18 protein-coding genes are annotated in these 18136 nt (G+C 54.5%); 3 read left to right on the forward strand and 15 right to left on the reverse strand.

Going from position 1 to position 18136, the window contains the following annotated elements; translation table 11 throughout:
- Nucleotides 1-238: 238 nt before the first annotated feature.
- The 3 genes from Q7U71_03450 to mltG are packed head-to-tail and all read left to right on the forward strand — an operon-like array spanning nucleotide 239 to nucleotide 2154.
- Complete coding sequence (locus Q7U71_03450) at nucleotides 239-745, forward strand: NUDIX hydrolase (protein MDO9390811.1); 507 nt, start codon at nucleotides 239-241, stop codon at nucleotides 743-745.
- On the forward strand, nucleotides 726-1163 hold the full coding sequence (gene ruvX / locus Q7U71_03455) for a Holliday junction resolvase RuvX (protein ID MDO9390812.1): 438 nt from the start codon (nucleotides 726-728) through the stop codon (nucleotides 1161-1163). Before Q7U71_03450 ends, ruvX begins: the two co-directional genes overlap by 20 nt.
- Nucleotides 1150-2154: an endolytic transglycosylase MltG gene (gene mltG / locus Q7U71_03460; protein MDO9390813.1), complete on the forward strand. Its 1005-nt coding sequence runs from the start codon at nucleotides 1150-1152 to the stop codon at nucleotides 2152-2154. The genes ruvX and mltG overlap by 14 nt, the downstream gene beginning before the upstream one ends.
- 47 nt (nucleotides 2155-2201) lie before the next feature.
- On the opposite strand, the gene era is transcribed toward mltG, so the two are convergent.
- From era to Q7U71_03535, 15 genes are all read right to left on the reverse strand, one after another.
- A complete protein-coding gene (era, locus tag Q7U71_03465) occupies nucleotides 2202-3080 on the reverse strand; it encodes a GTPase Era (protein MDO9390814.1) in 879 nt (292 codons plus the stop codon).
- Nucleotides 3081-3245: 165 nt separating this feature from the next.
- Nucleotides 3246-3752, reverse strand: a complete 507-nt coding sequence (locus Q7U71_03470; GenBank protein ID MDO9390815.1) for a DUF4833 domain-containing protein — start codon at nucleotides 3750-3752, stop codon at nucleotides 3246-3248.
- Nucleotides 3749-4831, reverse strand: a complete 1083-nt coding sequence (locus Q7U71_03475) for a 4Fe-4S binding protein (GenBank protein ID MDO9390816.1) — start codon at nucleotides 4829-4831, stop codon at nucleotides 3749-3751. Before Q7U71_03475 ends, Q7U71_03470 begins: the two co-directional genes overlap by 4 nt.
- 42 nt (nucleotides 4832-4873) lie before the next feature.
- Nucleotides 4874-6730, reverse strand: a complete 1857-nt coding sequence (locus Q7U71_03480; GenBank protein ID MDO9390817.1) for a tetratricopeptide repeat protein — start codon at nucleotides 6728-6730, stop codon at nucleotides 4874-4876.
- A gap of 20 nt (nucleotides 6731-6750) precedes the next feature.
- Nucleotides 6751-7464, reverse strand: a complete 714-nt coding sequence (locus Q7U71_03485; GenBank protein MDO9390818.1) for a hypothetical protein — start codon at nucleotides 7462-7464, stop codon at nucleotides 6751-6753.
- Between the two features lie 44 nt (nucleotides 7465-7508).
- The gene (locus Q7U71_03490) at nucleotides 7509-8642 is read right to left on the reverse strand and encodes a DNA recombination protein RmuC (GenBank protein ID MDO9390819.1); all 1134 of its coding nucleotides are present in this window, start codon (nucleotides 8640-8642) and stop codon (nucleotides 7509-7511) included.
- Complete coding sequence (locus tag Q7U71_03495) at nucleotides 8639-9475, reverse strand: patatin-like phospholipase family protein (GenBank protein MDO9390820.1); 837 nt, start codon at nucleotides 9473-9475, stop codon at nucleotides 8639-8641. Before Q7U71_03495 ends, Q7U71_03490 begins: the two co-directional genes overlap by 4 nt.
- A gap of 16 nt (nucleotides 9476-9491) precedes the next feature.
- Nucleotides 9492-10313, reverse strand: coding sequence for a hypothetical protein (locus tag Q7U71_03500; GenBank protein MDO9390821.1), 822 nt, complete (start codon nucleotides 10311-10313; stop codon nucleotides 9492-9494).
- Between the two features lie 18 nt (nucleotides 10314-10331).
- On the reverse strand, nucleotides 10332-11351 hold the full coding sequence (ruvB, locus tag Q7U71_03505; GenBank protein MDO9390822.1) for a Holliday junction branch migration DNA helicase RuvB: 1020 nt from the start codon (nucleotides 11349-11351) through the stop codon (nucleotides 10332-10334).
- 93 nt (nucleotides 11352-11444) lie between these two features.
- Complete coding sequence (locus Q7U71_03510) at nucleotides 11445-12626, reverse strand: tetratricopeptide repeat protein (protein ID MDO9390823.1); 1182 nt, start codon at nucleotides 12624-12626, stop codon at nucleotides 11445-11447.
- A 1-nt stretch (nucleotide 12627) separates the two neighbouring features.
- Complete coding sequence (locus tag Q7U71_03515) at nucleotides 12628-14781, reverse strand: SulP family inorganic anion transporter (protein ID MDO9390824.1); 2154 nt, start codon at nucleotides 14779-14781, stop codon at nucleotides 12628-12630.
- A gap of 23 nt (nucleotides 14782-14804) precedes the next feature.
- The gene (locus Q7U71_03520) at nucleotides 14805-16520 is read right to left on the reverse strand and encodes a T9SS type A sorting domain-containing protein (protein ID MDO9390825.1); all 1716 of its coding nucleotides are present in this window, start codon (nucleotides 16518-16520) and stop codon (nucleotides 14805-14807) included.
- A gap of 25 nt (nucleotides 16521-16545) precedes the next feature.
- Nucleotides 16546-17136 carry a Holliday junction branch migration protein RuvA gene (ruvA, locus tag Q7U71_03525; protein MDO9390826.1) on the reverse strand — a complete coding sequence of 197 codons (591 nt, stop codon included), beginning with the start codon at nucleotides 17134-17136 and terminating at the stop codon, nucleotides 16546-16548.
- A 103-nt stretch (nucleotides 17137-17239) separates the two neighbouring features.
- Complete coding sequence (gene ruvC, locus Q7U71_03530) at nucleotides 17240-17740, reverse strand: crossover junction endodeoxyribonuclease RuvC (GenBank protein MDO9390827.1); 501 nt, start codon at nucleotides 17738-17740, stop codon at nucleotides 17240-17242.
- Between the two features lie 114 nt (nucleotides 17741-17854).
- The coding region (locus Q7U71_03535; GenBank protein ID MDO9390828.1) for a YebC/PmpR family DNA-binding transcriptional regulator at nucleotides 17855-18136 on the reverse strand (282 nt) is incomplete at its 5' end.

The raw sequence follows: 18136 nt of genomic DNA on the forward strand, positions 1-18136 counted from the left end.
AAGGTTCTAAAGGCCAAATAGTCCTGCCCCATTCTTAAAAAAGGCTGCCGGAAAGATACCAGCAGCCTTTTTATGATATTAACTGGAGATAACAGCCGGATAACTTTTATAAGGAAACCAGGTATACAGGAATCTATAAAGTTTCCCCCGTTTAGTATTCATGGTTTCATGGATTCCTAATAAAAATGTAAAATATATTTTCAGCCCTTGTTAATAATATTTGTTTATAAAATTGCTCATGACTTACAAGCATTGCCCCGGCTGCGGCGGACCGCTGCAGAAGACCAGCCTTGACGGACACCGGCGCCAAAACTGTCCGGCCTGCGGCTTTGTCTATTACCGCAACCCGGCCCCGGCTGCCGGATGCATAATATTGATCAAAGGCCGGCTGCTGCTGGTCCGGCGCAAATATGATCCCTACCGCGGGGACTGGTGCCTGCCGGCCGGTTTCATGGAATACGGGGAATCGCCCAAAGCCTGCGCCCAGCGGGAGATCCTGGAAGAGACCGGGCTTAGGATCAGGGTGGGCGAACTTATCGGGGTGTACAGCGGGAAAGACGATCCCCGCACCCATGCCGTCCTGATAGTCTACCTGGGGCTTCCCTCCGGGGATGAATACCAGGCCGGGGATGATGCCAGCGCCATAAAACTCTTCCCCTTGGACAAACTGCCCAAGAACATTGCCTTCAAGGCCCATATCCAAGCCATCAAGGATTTTTGCCGTTATGCCGGTATCAAAACCTAAGGGCCGGGTGCTGGCCCTGGACCTGGGCAAGCGCCGGGTGGGCTCCGCAATCAGCGACGAGCTGGGCATCACCGCCCAGGGGCTGGAATGCTTTGAGATCCGGGGACGTCAGGACCTGCTGGCCAAAATAAAGGATTACCAGTCGCGCTTCCCCATCACCGCCATCGTGCTGGGGAAACCTTCCCATCTGGACGGCTCCCCCACCGACCTCAGCCGGATGGTGGATGAGACAAAGGATTTTTTGGAAAGGGTGCTGGAACTTCCGGTGCATTTGTATGACGAAAGGTTCACCAGCAAGATCGCCCAGCAAAGCATGCACCAGTCCGGGATAAGGCTTAAGAACAACAAGCAGCTTCTTGATAAAACGGCCGCCACCATAATTCTTACCGATTATTTAAAAGATCATGCTGTCAGCTAAAAAACACATCACCGGACTGTCCCTTTTTCTGGCCGTCGTCGTGCTGGGAACCGCCGGCTATCTGCTGTTCTTTGTTTCACCGGCGGTTGATACCGGCTGGGAAGCCCGGATAATTACCATCACCAAGGGGCAATCCACCACCCGCATCGCCTATAACCTTTACCAGGAAGGCGTGATCAGCAGCCCCCGCAGCTTCAAGTTATTGTCCTACGTACTGGGACTGAACCAGCACCTTAAGGCCGGACGTTATAAGTTTGAATGGCCGATGTCTTCCTGGGAGGCCCTGCAGCAGCTGAACCGGGGCGCAAACATCTACAACATGCTGACCATCCCCGAAGGGCTGACCATGGCCCAGATAGCCGGCCTGCTCCAGTCCGCCACCGGCAACGACAGTTCCGCCCTGCTGGAAAAGTTCAAGGACACCGCCTTCTGCCGCAGCCAGGGTATCCCGGCCCGAAACATGGAAGGCTATCTTTTCCCCGACACCTACTCCTTTGAATGGGAGACCCCGGCCGACAGGATCGCGAGTTTGATGCTGGAACAGTTCCGCCAACAGATCCCCCCGGAATGGGGCCGGGAGCTTAAAAAACAGCGCCGCACTTTGCACCAGGCGGTGATCATGGCTTCGATGGTGGAGGCTGAGGCCCAGGTGGACTCGGAACGGGCGGTGGTGGCCTCGGTCTTTTACAACCGGTTGAGAGCCAGGCGGCCTCTGGAATCCTGCGCCAGCATCGAATACATCCTTCCCAGGCGGAAAAAGACCCGGCTGACCTACGCCGATCTGGAGATAAAGTCCCCCTACAACACCTACCGGCGGATAGGCCTTCCCCCCGGCCCCATCTGCAACCCCGGACGGAAGTCGCTGGAAGCGGCCGTTTTCCCGGCTAAGACGGAATACCTTTATTTCGTGGCCAAGGGGGACGGAAGCCATGTTTTCAGCAGGAGTTTAAGGGAGCATATCAACGCCAAGAACCGGATACAGCAGAAATAGCAGAAAGTAAATAAAAAAGCCCCGCAAACTGCGGGGCTTTTTTATTTTTAAGAGAGACCAAGCTCCCTGATGTCAGACTCGTTGTTCCGCCACTTCTCCTTGACCTTGACAAACAGTTCCAAAAACACCGGACGATCCAAAAACTCCTCTATCTCCTTCCGGGAATTGATCCCGATGGCCTTGACCTTATGGCCGCCCTGGCCTATCAGGATCGGCTTTTGGGACTGCTTTTCCACCCAGATGGTGGCCTTGATCACGTCCTTCCGGCCCTCCTGCTCCTTGAATTCGTCGATGATCACCGCGGTGGCGTAGGGCACCTCGGCTCCGCACAGTTCAAAGATCTTCTCCCGGATGATCTCGGCCACGAAGAACTTCTCCGGCTGGTCGGACACCATCTCATCGGGATAGAACGGTTTGCCCTCTGGAAGAAGTTTGATCAGGCCTTCTTCCAGTTCTTTCAGACCGAATTTCTTCAGGGCTGATATAGGATAAATCTGATCCAGCCCGGTGGCCTGGTTCACCTGCGCGATCAGCTCCAGCACTCCCTCCTTGGGTACCGCGTCTATCTTGTTCAGCACCACGATGGTGTTTTTGCGCCGGTACTTTTGCAGATAATTCCAGTCCTCGTCATGCCAGCCCTTTTGGGAATCCACCAGAAAGGCCAGGACATCGGACTGGGAGATGGAATTGACCGCGATCTTCAGCAGGGCGTCCTGCATGGCATAGCGGGGATCCAGCAGTCCCGGGGTGTCCATCAGGACAACCTGGTGCTGGTCGCTGGTCAGGATCCCCAGCACCCTCTGCCGGGTGGTCTGGGGGCGGCGGCTGACCGCCGCCAGCTTCTGGCCCAGCAGGGCGTTGAGCAGGGTTGATTTTCCCACATTGGGCCGCCCGGCCAGGGCCACGTAACCGGATTTAAAGGTCATTGATACCGCTTTCTGAACTTTCGACAAATTCATAATATTAATGTAACCACTAGACAGGTTTTTTATTAGGAATCCATGAAGGCAGGAATACTAACTAACTGGGACCAAGACCGATTCCTGAGCTTCCTGGTTTCCTTATAGAATAAATCAGGAGGTCCGTGTAGGTTATTTCTTGGGGATCACCAGTTCGTACTTCCTGGCACCAGACTCTATCTCGGTACCGTAAAGCTTGATGGAATCCGGTTTGGAATCGCCCTTGGAATAGATGTACATTTTTTCGAAGGCCGAAGGCTGGCCGTTGATAAGCATCTCGGCCCTGGCGGTCCCGTTAAGCAGGGATATCTTGATCAGTCTTTCCTTAAAAGGCTTGAGGGTCATGTTGTAGTGTTTGCCCGAGGGATCCGGTTCCACGTTGTAGCCGTAGGCCATCTTCTTTTCGATGAAGGACAGCGGTTCGGTGGTCTGGCCGGTGGAATCCTTGGCCCACATTATCCAGAAGGCCTTGATCGGCTCCTTGGCGTTGATCTCACCGTTCTTGGCAATGTTCGCTTCGTAGTAAAGCTTGTTGATGTTCTTGGTCCGCTCTATCAGGAACAGCGGCTGGGTGGTTTGGGCCAGCGCCAGGCCGGACAGGACCAGGCACAATGAAAGGATCAGGATCGCTCGTTTCATTTCAACTCCTTGCGGCTGGATTGATGTTTCCAGTTTATTACTTGAGCCGGGCACTGGCTGATGCACTGGCCGCAGGTAAAACAATCGGCCCGGAACTTTTTATCGTGATATATGCCGTCCATGGCCTGGGTGGGACAGACCCCGACGCACTTCTGGCATTTAAGGCACCCCTGACGGTCTATCCGGGGACGCAGGAGGCTGATCTGCTCCACCAGCCAGCCGGCCAGCCCGAAGGGACAGAACAGCTGGCACCAGGGACGGTAGAAGAAAACACTGAGCATCAGGATGGATGCCGCGAATATCATCCCGGCCAAACCCAGGGCCCAGTTGCTGACATTGAACAACTTGAAAGGATCCACTTCGCCCACCCAGTCCAGCCCCCAGGCAAAGGCCAGCAGAACGACCGAGCCGAACACCGCCACCCGGATGCAGTTGGTCAGCCAGAACGGCAGTTTGAACTTCTTGAATGGAATGAAGTGCAAAAGGTCCTGCAGGGCCCCAAAATGGCAGCCCCAACCGCAGATGGCCTTGTTGGAAACGAAGACCATCAGCAGAAAGACACCGGCCGCGATCATCCGGGGCGGGAAGACCACGCCCTCCTTCCCCAGCAGAACGATGGCGTCCTTGATAGTCCCCATGGGATTGGGATCGCTGCCGTATATGAAGCCGAACAGCAAGGCGGTTCCGGCCAGCCAAAACAAGCGGAGTTTGGTTGATGTTTTTTTTCTGACCAGCAATATCGTAGCGGCAACAAGCGCCAGGATCCACAGCCCGAATTTTGATACGATCTGTTTCCAGTCCTTGGCTTTCTCGGTGGCCTGCAGTACCTTCAGTTTGCGGACTGCTTTTTGAACTTTATCCAGAGGAATCCCGGCTTGTGACATGGTTTGCTGCGACTGGTCCGGCCTGAGCTTAAGGCCTTTTAACAGCTTCTCCGCGGCAAGATCGTTGTCCAACGCGATCTTGGCAATTGTTCCGGTAGTATCGATCTGAAGAGTGATTTTGTCCTGGTTCTCAGCGTTTACCTTCAGACAGGCAATGACCGTCAGAAACAGCAGCAATATCAGTTTTTTCATCATTTCAGGCAGTGATCAATATTTTTTAACATGGGTTTGCTGTCTTCACCGGTAGGGTTGCAGTATTTCCAGTATCCTGGGATCAGCTTTTTGCCCCAATTCCACCGCCCGGTCGTAATATTTGACAGCCGCTGAATAATCCTTTTCCCGGAAACTCAGCAGGGCCAGGTATCCAGCTATGGCGGGATCCTTTGGACTTGCCAGATAGGCTTTGGTCAGTGTTGTTTTGGCCTCGGCCGGCCTGCCGCCCTTGAAATACAAGGTTCCCAGCTCTTTCAACAAACGAAAAGACCCTGGCTGATGCCTCAATGCTTCCTGATAGACAGCGATCGCGCTGTCAGCATATCCGGCCTGTAAATACAACCGTCCGGCGTTTATGGCATAGTTCTCATCATCGGGTGCCAGATAAAAAGCCTGGATCTGATATTTCAGGGCAGAATCCATCCGGGCCTGGCCGGCGTAAAGGATCCCTAGGTTGGATGCGGCCTCGGCATAACCGGGGTCAATGGCCAGGGATTTTTTGAAATGCATTTCAGCTTCGGCAACATTGCCCAGCGAGTACAGGGCCATCCCCATATTATTAAAGGCATGCTGATAATCCGGCTTCAGCCGGGCGGCCTCCCGGAACGATGCCAGCGCCGCAGCATATTCGCCGTTCTGGAACCGGACCTTGCCTTGCATGTCATGGGCATAGAACAGATTGGGCGATGTTTTTACGGCATACTCCCAGAATGTCGTTCCGTCCTGATATTTGCGGTTGTGCGCCAGCGACAGTACCGCCAGCACTAAGATCAACCCGGCAGCCAGATACCTCTGCCCCGTCTTCCTAAGATCCAGGCTGGCCAGGGCCTTTGACTGCCCCAGCATCAGCATCAGGCCGGCCAGCGGCAGATACAGCCGCTGTTCTAAAAAATTGGCGTAGCCGGAGGAACTCACGATGTACGGCAGCAGGAACAGCAGATACCAGCCCAGGCCCAGAATGAATAATGGTTTGTTATTTATGCCCTTCCAGCCAAAAAGCACGCTGACCAGGATCACCGACGCAGTCCCCAAAGCGATGTTGGTATCAATGGGGACGGGTATGGCCGCCAGGTTGAACGGAAAGAATATCTTGCCGAAATATCCCAGCATTCCGTTCACATTCTCGTAAAACCCGTTGAAGGTCATTTCAGTCAACTGGCTGTCCCCGGGCAGAGCCGTATTCCGCAGATAATACCAGAAAGCCAAAATGGCCAGCCAACCCAAAAGCAAAGGCAGGAGCTTGATTATATTTTCCCGTTTTCGCTTTAAGACAAACCCATGTACCGGGATGAATACCAGCGGCAGCAGCACTGCGCTCTCCTTGGTGAACAGGGCCGCCAGGCTTAGCGCAAGATAAGCCCCCAGCCATTGCCAGTTTCTGGTTTCAACATATCTGATGAAAGCCAGCGCCGAGGTTAGTACAAACAAGGCCAGCAGGCTGTCGTTCCTTCCCGGGATCCAGGCCACGGCCTGGTTCAACGCCGGGTGCACGGCAAAGATCAAAGCGAACAGGGCGGCAATGCCTATCCTGGTTATAAGGGTCTTAAGAAGCCTGTACAGCAGCAGACAGCAGGCCAGATGCAGCAATATGTTGGTCAGGTGGTATCCCCAGGGCCGGACCCCGCTCCATACCGCATCCAGCATAAAGGAAACCGTCAACAGCGGACGGTAGATGGTCCCTTTGCCTCCGAAAGCGTCCTGAGTGAAGGCCTGAAGTATATTTCTGATGTCCCCGGTGAACTTAAAGTTCTCGACTATCAACCCGTAATCATCCATGTAGGTATACTGATGCCGCAAGGCTGGTGCATACAGTACCAGGATGACCAGGGCGATCAGCCAGGGAATGTGTTTCTCTTTTATTTTATCGAAGATATCTGGCATTATTAAAGGTTTGCAGTCTTTCAGTTGCCGCTGAAATGCCTGGCGGCCGCCGCCATCTTGTCCAGCACTGCCGAACATTTCATGTGATCGTCAACAAAACCCCGGACGCTGACGCTGATCCCCTGGTCATCCACCGTGGCGGCGGGATGGGCGGAGAAGAGGTCCAGCAGGGACCGCTGGTTCTCCAGGGTCATCAGGTACTTTATCTTCAGGGGATCGCTGCCGGTGACCTGGATCTTCTTGTCAAACGGCTCGTTGCCGGATTGCACCTCTTTGCCCTTCTGTCCCAGGATGAATTGTTTCAGCAGCAGGCTGTTGGCGTTGATCTTAAGCCCCAGTCCCAGCGGCCGGGGAAAAGCGGTTTTGAATTCGGTGTAAGTGGTCTTATCCCGTTTGATCACTATGATCTTGACCTCGGAGCCCTTGTATTTCCCGGTCAGGGACAAGGGGGACATCATCGCCAGCAGGTCTTTGATAAAACCGTTCCCGGCCAGTTTCTGGGAAGCCTGGTAAGTATTGAAGTCCCGGGCATTGCTGAGCCTTTGGGGCTGGCTGTTCATTTGCTGAAAAAGCTGGCCCTCGCTTAACTGCAGTCCCAGCTTCATGGCGATGTCCTTCATCTTGGCCTTCTGCTTCTGCCGGCCCAGGTAGCCCAGATAGAGCATCAGCGGAAATACGCCTATGAAAATGAGAAACGGAAGATTGGGCATTATGAATGACAGTATGTTATCCATGATCATCTTACCAGCTGTATTTTGATTATTGGTTGCAACAGTGATTATTTATCTTCCGGAGAGGTCCACTGAGGTTTATCCGAAGCAATCTGCTTTCCCTCCACCCCTTCCAGCCGGTCCTCGAACTTGACCAGCCGCTTGTCCACCTCCTCATACTTCTTCCCGGCGTTGGAGATATGGCTGCCCAGGATGTCGAACTCGTCGCGGAATTTGCCAAAGTCGCCCTTGAGCCGGGAGAGCGAATCTATGATCTCCTGGGCGCTTTCCTCCACCCGCATCCCCCGCAAACCCAGCACTATGGCCTGGAGATAGGCGTAGAAGGAATTGGGCGAGACCGGGATCACCCGCTTTTCAATGGCATAGGTGGAGATGGACCTGTCCTCGCCGAAATTCTCGTCCTTGATGATGGTCTCGTAATATACGTTCTCGGCCGGGATGTACATCAGGGCAAAGTCAAAGGTGTTCTCGTCCGGCAGAATGTACTTGGAGGCGATGGCGTCCACGTGCTTCTTGACGTCGGAGACGAACTTCCTCCGCCAGCTCTTGCGTTCCTCGTCGCTTTGGGCCTCCAGCATCTTCTTGAAATTCTCCAGCGGGAACTTGGCGTCCACCGGCACCAGCCGCTTGGAAAGCTTGACCACCGCGTCCACCTTCTCCCCGGAGCGGAATCCGTACTGCAGCTCAAAGTGGTGGGGCGGTAGGATCTGGGCCAACAGGTCGCCCAGGAAGAATTCCCCCATCCCGCCCCGCAGTTTGGGTGATCGCAGGATCTGGGACAGGGAGGCGATATCCTGGCCGATCTCCTTGATCCGCTGGGTCTCCTGGTTCATGGAGCCCAGGCTCTTTTGAACGTCGCCGATCACCCGGGCCGCGTTGTCCAGCCGCTCGCCCACGGTCTTGGTGTTGGTCTCCAGCCTCTGGCTGACCGTGTCCAGCGACCGGCCCAGCTTTGCGTCCACCTCGGAAAGTCTGGAATCCAACACCTGGCGGGTCTCCTGCAGCCGGGAGTCCAGCGAAACCTTGGTTTCCTGCATCCATTGGGCCACCAGGTTCATGGCCTGGTCGTTCTTGGCGGAGTCCTTAAGTTCCTTCATCTGGCGGCTGAAGGACTGGAACAGGAACCAGAATCCGGCCAGCATTACCAGCGCCAGGAGTGCGGGCAGAAGATAGATCATCATGAACCGGAACCCCACTTTTTGTTTATCATGTCGAACCAGAAAGGTTTTTGGGCGGCCAGCTTTTCCTTGGAGGCCTCCAACGCCTTCTCGGCCGCCTGCTGGCCAAGTTCTATCAGGGTCAAAGCCGATTTCAGGTCCCAGCTGGAGACCTGGCCGGTCTGCAGTTCTATCAGGATGTCGGCCTCCTTGCGGGACATCTGGGATTCCTTGATGTTGGCTATCTCCATGGAGCGGACCCCGATCTCGAACAGGCTGTCCGGCTCGAACTGTCCGGGCATGAAGGAAACGGCGATGGTGACGTCGGGATTGAACCTTTTCAAAGGCTCCATCGGCAGGGGATCCAGGATGCCGCCGTCCGAAAGCAGCCAGTTACCCATCTTCAGGGGCGCGTAGACGATGGGCACCGAGCAGGAGGCCCGCACCGCCGGAGCTATCAGGTCGTCCGGGTGGTTGGGAAAGTTTATGGCCTTGCCGCTGATCAGGTCCACCGCAGTTACGGACAAGGGCAGTTTCATCTCGTTGAAGCGCCTTTTGGTGCCTATCAGCTGGTCCACCAATTTCTCGATGGGCTCCGATGACAGCAGGCCCTTTTCCCGGAAGACCATGGTGGGCGACATCAGCTTGGTCCAGGATATCTCGCGGGCGATCTCCTCCAACCGGTCGGACCTGAGGCCCGAGGCGTAAAGGCATCCGATCAGGGCCCCGCCCGAGGTCCCGGCCACCACGTCGGCCTCCAGGCCCCTTTGTTCCAGGGCCTTGATGACACCGATGTGGGCCAGGCAGTAGCCTACGCCGCCGGAGAGGGCCAGGCCGATTTTTGGTTTGTCGGTCATAGTCTCATTTCATTTGTTAAATTCTAAAACCAAGTTTGAACAAATAACGCAATTCGGATTTGGGGTTTGTATCAACCAGATATGGCGGCTGGCTGCCGAGATCGACCCGAACACCCTTCTCCTTGGTCTGAAATGCCCTCTGGGCGCCCAAGGAAAAGAGAAATATGCCCGGCTCCCAGGAAAGGCCACCGGTAAAAATATTGGTTTCTCCCTTTACCAAGGTTTTTATGGTCCAGCTTTCTATGGCAGCGCCGGTACTGTCGTTAAAAGATTGTGAAAAATCTATCCACTCCGGGTACTGGGTCAAGGTTACACTGCCGTAAACCCGGAACCTGGCGGCCTTTTTATTAAAACAAGTGTCCGATCCGAAAGAAAAGGGTGCTACGGAACCGCCTAAGCCAATACGATAATAGCTGGGAGAACTATTGGCATAACCAGTCAGGCTGGCGCTGGCAGCCCGGGTCAGGCCCAGATCAAGGAAACCTGCGGCGCTGTTCATTGGTTTGCTTATCCTGAATATTGCATCGCCACAGTAGCCGACATCATCCAGTCCGGCCCGGATTGAGAACCAGGGATACGGCGTGAAACTTAAATAGCCATAGGCATTGGATTTTTCATAGGATTCAAAAGTTGCATTTACTGCATCAGTATAATAATATTCCGTAGTTGCTTTTTGTTCCGAACCTGTTTTACCCGCAAACCCCGCGCCGAATCTCTGACCTCCGGTAGTGCTTTCATCGATGATGACCGGCAAAGTCCGACGAAGATCGTGTTTGATGGTTACTTGTGATGCGCACCCGATTGCAGCCAAAGATAGAAGCAATATGATTTTCTTCATATCATGCCGGTCTATGAATTAAATGATTTTTGTTTGGGTGTTTTGAGGACTGTTCAATCCCAGATGCCGGTACGCCAGGTCCGTGGCCTCCCGCCCTCTTGGCGTGCGTTTTAAAAAACCCTCCTGGATCAGATACGGCTCGTACACTTCTTCCAAGGTATCTGCCTCCTCGCTGACCGCCACCGCCAAAGTGTTAAGCCCCACCGGCCCGCCGTTGAATTTCTTAATGATGGCCTCCAGAATCCTCTTGTCCATGTCGTCCAAACCTAATGCATCGACCTCCAGACGCAGCAGGGCCGAGTCTGCCACCTGGTCGGTGATCTTCCCGTCCGATTCCACCTGGGCAAAGTCCCGCACCCGGCGCAGCAGGCGGTTGGCCACCCGGGGCGTTCCCCGGGAACGCTTGGCGATCTCCCTGGCGCCCTTTTCGGTGATGTCGACTTTCAGGATCTGGGCTGACCGGGTGATGATCTGTTCCAGGTTGGCATGGGTATAGTAATCCAGCCGGTTGATCATCCCGAAGCGGGCCCGCATCGGCGCGGTCAGCAGGCCGGCCCGGGTGGTGGCTCCGATCAAAGTGAACTTGGGAAGGTTCAACCGCACCGAGCGGGCGCTGGGTCCCTTGTCTATCATTATGTCCAGGCAATAGTCCTCCATGGCCGGGTAAATGTACTCCTCCACCATCCGGTTGATGCGGTGGATCTCGTCTATGAACAGCACGTCGTGCTCCTGGAGGTTGGTCAGGATCCCGGCCAGGTCGGCCGGGCGCTCCAGCACCGGGCCGGTGGTGGCCTTGATCTGGACCCCCATCTCGTTGGCGATGATGTGGGCCAATGTGGTCTTGCCCAGGCCCGGCGGCCCGCAGAACAGCATGTGGTCTATGGCTTCGCCCCGGCCCTGGGCCGCCTGGATGAAGACCTTGAGGTTGCTCTTGATCTTGTCCTGGCCCACGAAATCTCCGAAGTTTTGGGGCCGGACCGAGCTGTCGAACTCCAGATCGCCTTCCAGGATATCGGGTATGGTGATTTTGTCTGTCATATCAATATGAAGTTTTATTTTTTGCCACTAAGACACTAAGGCACTAAAATATTTCAACTTATAAATAAGCTTGGTGTCTTTGTGTCTTTGTGGCTAAGGTACTAAACGTTCTATCAGCAGCCTGGCATCTTCGTTTCCCAGTTCCGCCGCCTTCTTGGCATCCACCAGGGCCGCCGCCATGTCGCCTTTGACGGCATAGACCCCGGCCCGGTTCAGGTAGCCGTCGCTGAAGGTTGGATCAATTTCTATCATTTTGTTGAAATCCGAGATGGCCTTGGCGTAAAGCTTTTGCTGCAGGTAGACCGCTCCCCGGTTGTTGTAAGCTTGAAGGTCGGTTGGATCCAGTTTGATCGAGTTCGCGTAGTCTGCCAGAGCCAATTTATTGTTTTTCAGAGCTTCGTAAACCAGTGCCCGATTATAGAATGATTTCGAGTGATCAGGCTTCAGCAGAATGGCCTGGTTGAAATCCTTCAAGGCCTTGACGTACTGTTTCAAGCCGTAAAATGCGATCCCCCGGTTGTAGTACAGACGGTGGTCCCCGGACATCGTCTTGGCGGCTTGGTCGTAATCCAGGATAGCTTTTTGATTATCTCCTGCCCGGGCATAGGCAATGCCGCGGTTGACCAGGTTAGTGCCGTTGAGAGGGTCCAGTTCCAGCGCTTTGCTGTATGCCAGAAGCGCGCCGGTGTGGTCATTGGCCATCAGGGCGGCCATGCCCTGCTGGCTGAGCTCCGAAGCCGAGAGTTGGCGGGCATTCTCCAGATACTTGATCTGGTCGCTGAATTTGGAGGCCTCGGATGAAGCCTGGGACAATTGCTGGTTGAGCTGGGCGATCTCCTTTAAGGCCTGGTCTGTTTTTTGCCTAAGAGCTTCCAACTCGGCCGTCTTGTTCTGGTCCTCCCGCAGGCGTTTGACCGCCAGGTCCACGCTGTCCGGGTCGGCGTCCATCTGGACCTTGATCCAATACTGGGTCCCGTCCCATTTTTCTTCCACTAATTTTGTCTGCACGGCCCCGGCGGTGAAAACGGAGACGTCGTCGCTGACCACCATGCCGTTCTGCACTGTGGTGGAGCTTTTGAGGAATGTTCCCAGTTCCTCCAGCAACAGGCGCTTGGCCTCGGTCATGGCAATGGCCCGGCAGGTCAGCCTGCTGTCATATTCCCCGGCCTGGTAGGTGTATTCGCGGACGAATGACTTGATTTCTGCATTTACATTAACTGTAAACAGTAAACTTATTAACGCTGAGAGCCGTAGGCTCTTGGATACTGTTCTCATTTTACTCCTTTATCCCCTTGAACACTTCCAGCACTTCTTCCACGCTCTTGGCCTCCAACAACCTCTGCCGCGGCTCCTCCCGGCCCACCGCCAGGGTTATGAGCTTCAGAACTTTAAGGTAACCGTTGACATAGTCCCCGGCCGAGATCATCAAAATAAGTTTGACCGGCTGGCCGTCTATGCCGTCGTAACCCGCTATGGCCTTTTTGAGCTTGATGAATATCACCACGATCTCGTCCGAGGCTGCCCCGGAGCGCGAGTGCGGGATGGCCACACCGTGGCCCAGACTGGTGGGCGAGTCGTTCTCCCGGTGCCACAGGTTGTCCAGAAAAGCTTTTTTGTCGTAGACATAGCCGGCCTGCAAAGCCTTCTGGGCGGCGTCTTCGAACAGCTCCTCCTTTGAACCTGCCTCGGCGTCTATCATCACCAGGTCGTCCTTGAAATAATCGGCCAGGCTGGGCTGAACATTCTGGGACAGCGAGACCGCGTAGTCCACCGCCTTGTACAGGTCATCGGGAAAACTGTCGGCCCCTATCTTCTGGATGATCTCCAGCTCGTGCAGCACCTGCCGCACATCCGGGCGCAGGCCGGACAGGATCACCCGCTTCTTCCTGGACTTCATCCGGCTGACCACATTCTCGATGGCCTGGGCCCCGGAGAGGTCCAGCACCGGCACGTTCTTCATGTCCAGGATCAAAGTATCGGGCGAGGCCTGGGTCAGCTCCCGGGAAAAGGTCTTGACAGCCCCGAAGAACAGCGGGCCCTCTATGTTGAAGACCGCTATCTTCTGCTTTTTCATGATCTCCTTGGTCTCTGGCGACAGGCCTTTGAGCTCGGACTCGGTCCGGGGGATCACCCCCAGCTTGCTCATCCGGTTAAGGAAAAGCATGGTGGCCAGCACCATCCCGATCAGGACGGCGGAGATCAGGTCGGCGAAGACCGTCACCAGCATGGTGGTCACCATCACCAGCGAATCGGCGGCCGGGGTCTTTGGGATCATTTTCAGCGGCTCCCACTCGAACATCCCGATGGCCGCCATCATCAGCACCCCGGCCAGGGCCGCCAGGGGGATGAAACCGGCGATGGGCGCCAGGAAAAGAACCACCATCAGCAGGAACAGCCCGCAGATGACCCCGGACAGCCGGGTCATTCCCCCGGAGCGGATGTTGATGGTGGTCCGGACGATGGCCCCGGTCCCGGCGATGCCGCCGAAAAGCGCGGCCAGGGAATTGCCGATGCCCTGCCCTACCAGCTCCCGGTTGCTGTTGTGCTCGGTGTTGGTGACGGTGTCCACCACCACGCTGGCCAAAAGAGTCTCCAGGCACCCCAGGATGGCGATGGTGAACCCGGCCGGAATGGCCTTGCGCCAGGCGGCCAGCGAAGCGGTGGGCCACGAAGGCAGCTGCAGTGACCGGGGGATCTCGCCCACCAATTTCAAGCCGCCGGCATCATAAAAGGAGAATCCCTGCCAGTTGAAACCTATATTGAAAAGAGCATAATGCGAGGCGAAGAAATAGGCCACCAGGGAACCCAGCACCAGGCCGATGAAAAGCTTGGGCAGGGAGCGGTTGAACATCGGGGTCAGCACGATGAAGCCGATGGTGATGGCCGCCACCAGCGGGGCCGCGGCAAAGGTTTTAAGCTGCTGCAAAAAGATCAGGATGGCGATGCCGTTGGTGAAACCCACTATCACCGGCTGGGGCACAAAGCTTACAAAGCGGCCCAGCTTGAAAAGCCCGAAGGCTATCTGTATTATTCCGGCTATCAGACAGGCCAGCAGCAGGGCGCTCAATGCGGTCTGATAATTGCCGCTCCGGCTGACCTCCACAAAGACCTCGGTCAGCACCACGGTCATCCCGCCGGTGGGTCCGGTGATCTGCTGGCTGGTGCCGCCGAACAGCGAGGCCAGGACGCCGGTGAAGATTGCGCCGTAAAGCCCGGCCACCGCGCCGCGCGGGTCGCCGTTGGTGGCCAGGATGCCGAAGCCCAGGGCCAGGGGCAGGGCCACGATGGCCGAGGTCAGTCCGCCCAGCAGGTCGCCCTTGATGTTCTTGAGGTCGAATTTCAGGTATTCTTCGAAATTGAATTCCTTGAAATACTCCACCGGGTTGAATTTCTGGGTCAAGCCAGCTATTTTTGCAGTGTAATGTTGCATTTTATTGACTCATTGATCCTTTGCTATTTTAGTTTTATCAGTTTGACCGAGGCAGTCTGCCCCGCAGCCATGAGCCGGCAGATATACACCCCGGCCGAGGCCGGGACGTTCTGTTCGTTGTTGCCGTTCCACCTTGCCGTGTACGCTCCGGCATTCTGAGATGCGTTGACGGTGGTCTTTACCAGCTGCCCGTTGGCATTGTAGACTTTTATCTGCACCGGACCGTCCTGGGGTAATTGATAATTGATCACTGCCGATCGTTTAAATGGATTAGGCCCTGAGTTTCTCAATCCAAAAGCGATCTTCGCTTGTTCACTTGGAGCTCCCTGCACTCCCAGCGGTTTTACCGCGAACCAGCCGGTGCTGTCCAAGGATGTATTCCAGCCGGAGTCAATGGCCTCGGCCTTGAAACTGTAATCGGAAGAATCATTAGGCACGGTCCAGTTCATCGAGGAATCCACCGGAACCATGTCAAACAGCTTTTGCCAGTCGGAAGAACCAGACCGCCGGCAGTAGATGTTCAAAAATGCCGCATCGCTGGAATAAGTGCAGTGCACCGGGACCTGCTGTCCTTCGGTGTATTCCGATCCGGCCGCGGGAGAAGTTATTGAGACGGTTGGGGCCAAAGTATCTCGGCAGTAAACACCGGAATAGATGTTACCATTGTGCCCCCAAGCCAGACAAGGATTGCCCATTTGATCCAAGGAAAGATGCTGTAACCAACCTACGGTTATAGAATCCCAGTTGCCCCAGTTCGATTGATTATAGAAATTAACGTAAATGATGCTGTCCTTCCGGCAGGCCAGCCAGATGTTATTACTTTTATCAACAACAGACTTCAAATAACTGCCTGCTCCAATAGATGCAATCGGCTGCCATGTCCCATTTTCATTAACCCTGCATCTTATGCTGTCTGAAGTGTAAAACGCCCATATTTTATTTAAGCTATCAACACACAATTGCAGATCACCAAAGGCAGTGGTGCTGTTTGTGTCAATTTTATTATTATTAATAGTAACCCAATTAGGTACATCCCCCGGTAAGGTATAATATTGAGTTGAACACCAACCTTTCCAAAGCGAATCATTTTTGTCTACTGTTATTGACGGCGATCCATGGTTAATAACCATACCATCATCGAATGAAGCTTCAATTTTCTGAGCCCAGGTTGTGTCATAAATATGGCTATATATTCCGCTGCCTTGGCCTGAAGAAACATGCATATGATCTTGTGACAGAATAAACACCTCATTGTTTCTTGATATTGTTAATTTCATTTCCTCAAGATTATACCATTCGTAACATGAAGCCAAAGAGCTCCAGTTATCAGCATAAAAAGGACAATGTGCAGTATAGACGCCCCAAGGCCATAATTTTGCACCAAAATTGGGAGTTTTTAAAGTGCTCTCTCCATAATAAATATATAATCGAGCATTCCTTTGAGCATCAATCTGCACGTCACTGACAGTACAGAAATTGAAATAACCCGTATTTTCTGATTTTATCATAGCCCAACTATTTCCGTCATATTTGCTAAAATATAGCATAGCTATCGTATCATTGTAAGAATATCCTTCTTGCCATATGGCCCACAATTGATTGCCGGTATTAATTAATTTACAATCCCAAGTATTAATGGTATCCGGATTTATCTGTGTGATATGCCGCCACCGGCCGCTTTGGGCCTGGGCCAAAGAAACAACAGTCAACAATAACACCAGCAAGAATGCTTTTTTCATTTTTTCTTCCGCTTTTTATTGTTTGTTACTTGCCCTTTAATGCTTCCCGGATCAACTGCTCCACCGGAGCCTTGTCCCCCAGCTTGGCCTTGGCCTTGTCCAGTGCGCCCTTGGCCTCGGCGAAATTCAGCCCAAGGGTCATCAGGGCCTCTATCACAGGGTCACCGGCCCCTGTCCCCTGTCCTTTGATGCTGGGCAGCCCCTCCACCACCGCCTCGGCGATCTTGCCCTTCAGCTCGACTAAAAGCCGCTCGGCCGTCTTCTTGCCGATCCCGGAGATCGAGGTCAGCATGGTCATGTCCTGGTTGGCCACCGCCTGCTCCAGATTCTCCGGTGACATGTGGGAAAGCAGGGTCAGCGCCAGCTTGGGTCCTACCCCTGAGATGCCGATCAGTATCCTGAAGACCTTGCGCTCCTTGTCTTCAATGAAGCCGAACAGCTGCAGCACATCCTCCTTGACGTGCAGGTAGGTCAACAGCTTGGCCTGGTTGCCGGCCTCCGGCAGTTTTTCAAAGGTGTTCAGGGAGATGCTGATCTGGTAGCCCACCCCGTTGGCCTCCAGCACCGCCTCGGCCGGGTGTTTGTGGATCAGGGTCCCTTTGATGTGATGGTACATGATGATTTCTTAAATATTTATTACATTACCAGGGCGATTCATCCTACTACGCCATCTTTATCGGCTTCGTCGGACGCGTGAATCGCCCCTACAGTTAGAACATTTACCCTTTTACATCCTTTATGACCTTTGAAGTGAATTGCCTCCTCTGCCAATGGCACATCGCCACCGCCAGGGCGTCGGCCTCGTCCTCCTGGGGATTGACCTTTAAACCCAACAGCGCCCGGATCATGAAGCCCACCTGGCCCTTTCCGGCCCGGCCCTGCCCCACCACCGCCTTCTTGACCTCCAGCGGAGAATACTCAAAAAGCTTGCAGCCGGCCTGTTCCACCGCCAGCAGGCAGACACCCCGGGCGTGGCCCATCACCAGCGCGCTGTGGACGTTCTTTCCAAAAAAAGTGGCCTCCACCGCCGCCTCCTGGGGCTGGTACTTTTGGATGACCTGGCTCAACCCCTGATGGATGGTAAGCAGGCGGGCCGAAAGGGAAGCCCCCGGCCGTGCCTTTAGGCACCCGAGGGCTATTACCTTGCTTTGGCTACCGCCGCATTCTATCAGGCCGTACCCAGTCTTATGGCTTCCGGGATCTATTCCTAAGATCACCATTTACGATTCACAATTTACGATTCACAATTTGGCTTGGTGCCTTTGTGCCTTATCCGCCACCGCAAGTAAATCCATATAGGCGGATCCGCCTGTGGCGGAGTGGCTGGTATAAATTTATTTATCCAGTTTGGCCATCACATCGGCCGGGATGTCGAAGTTGCTGTAGACCTTCTGGGTGTCGTCGAACTCTTCAATGGCGTCCATCAGCTTGAGCATGGTGGTAGCCTGGCTGAAGTCAAGCTGGACAGTGTTCTGCGGGATCTTGGTGATCTCGGCCGAAAGGGTGGGGATCTTTTTGTCCTCCAGGGCCTTTTTGACGGCTTCGAAGGCGGCCGGGGTGCTTAGCACCTCAAAGGTCCCGTCTTCAGGCGTTACATCATCGGCTCCGGCGTCCAA

Source organism: bacterium (assembly GCA_030655055.1).
Taxonomy (GTDB): Bacteria; Edwardsbacteria; AC1; order AC1; family EtOH8; genus UBA5202.

Coding starts and splice junctions, on each gene's coding strand:
- Q7U71_03485 (MDO9390818.1), bottom strand. CDS start 7,464: ATGGATAACATACTGTCATTCATAATGCCCAATCTTCCGTTTCTCATT.
- mltG (MDO9390813.1), top strand. CDS start 1,150: ATGCTGTCAGCTAAAAAACACATCACCGGACTGTCCCTTTTTCTGGCC.
- Q7U71_03475 (MDO9390816.1), bottom strand. CDS start 4,831: ATGATGAAAAAACTGATATTGCTGCTGTTTCTGACGGTCATTGCCTGT.
- Q7U71_03450 (MDO9390811.1), top strand. CDS start 239: ATGACTTACAAGCATTGCCCCGGCTGCGGCGGACCGCTGCAGAAGACC.
- Q7U71_03520 (MDO9390825.1), bottom strand. CDS start 16,520: ATGAAAAAAGCATTCTTGCTGGTGTTATTGTTGACTGTTGTTTCTTTG.
- Q7U71_03470 (MDO9390815.1), bottom strand. CDS start 3,752: ATGAAACGAGCGATCCTGATCCTTTCATTGTGCCTGGTCCTGTCCGGC.
- Q7U71_03510 (MDO9390823.1), bottom strand. CDS start 12,626: ATGAGAACAGTATCCAAGAGCCTACGGCTCTCAGCGTTAATAAGTTTA.
- Q7U71_03495 (MDO9390820.1), bottom strand. CDS start 9,475: ATGACCGACAAACCAAAAATCGGCCTGGCCCTCTCCGGCGGCGTAGGC.
- ruvX (MDO9390812.1), top strand. CDS start 726: ATGCCGGTATCAAAACCTAAGGGCCGGGTGCTGGCCCTGGACCTGGGC.
- ruvB (MDO9390822.1), bottom strand. CDS start 11,351: ATGACAGACAAAATCACCATACCCGATATCCTGGAAGGCGATCTGGAG.
- Q7U71_03515 (MDO9390824.1), bottom strand. CDS start 14,781: ATGCAACATTACACTGCAAAAATAGCTGGCTTGACCCAGAAATTCAAC.
- Q7U71_03490 (MDO9390819.1), bottom strand. CDS start 8,642: ATGATGATCTATCTTCTGCCCGCACTCCTGGCGCTGGTAATGCTGGCC.
- Q7U71_03500 (MDO9390821.1), bottom strand. CDS start 10,313: ATGAAGAAAATCATATTGCTTCTATCTTTGGCTGCAATCGGGTGCGCA.
- ruvA (MDO9390826.1), bottom strand. CDS start 17,136: ATGTACCATCACATCAAAGGGACCCTGATCCACAAACACCCGGCCGAG.
- ruvC (MDO9390827.1), bottom strand. CDS start 17,740: ATGGTGATCTTAGGAATAGATCCCGGAAGCCATAAGACTGGGTACGGC.
- Q7U71_03480 (MDO9390817.1), bottom strand. CDS start 6,730: ATGCCAGATATCTTCGATAAAATAAAAGAGAAACACATTCCCTGGCTG.
- era (MDO9390814.1), bottom strand. CDS start 3,080: ATGACCTTTAAATCCGGTTACGTGGCCCTGGCCGGGCGGCCCAATGTG.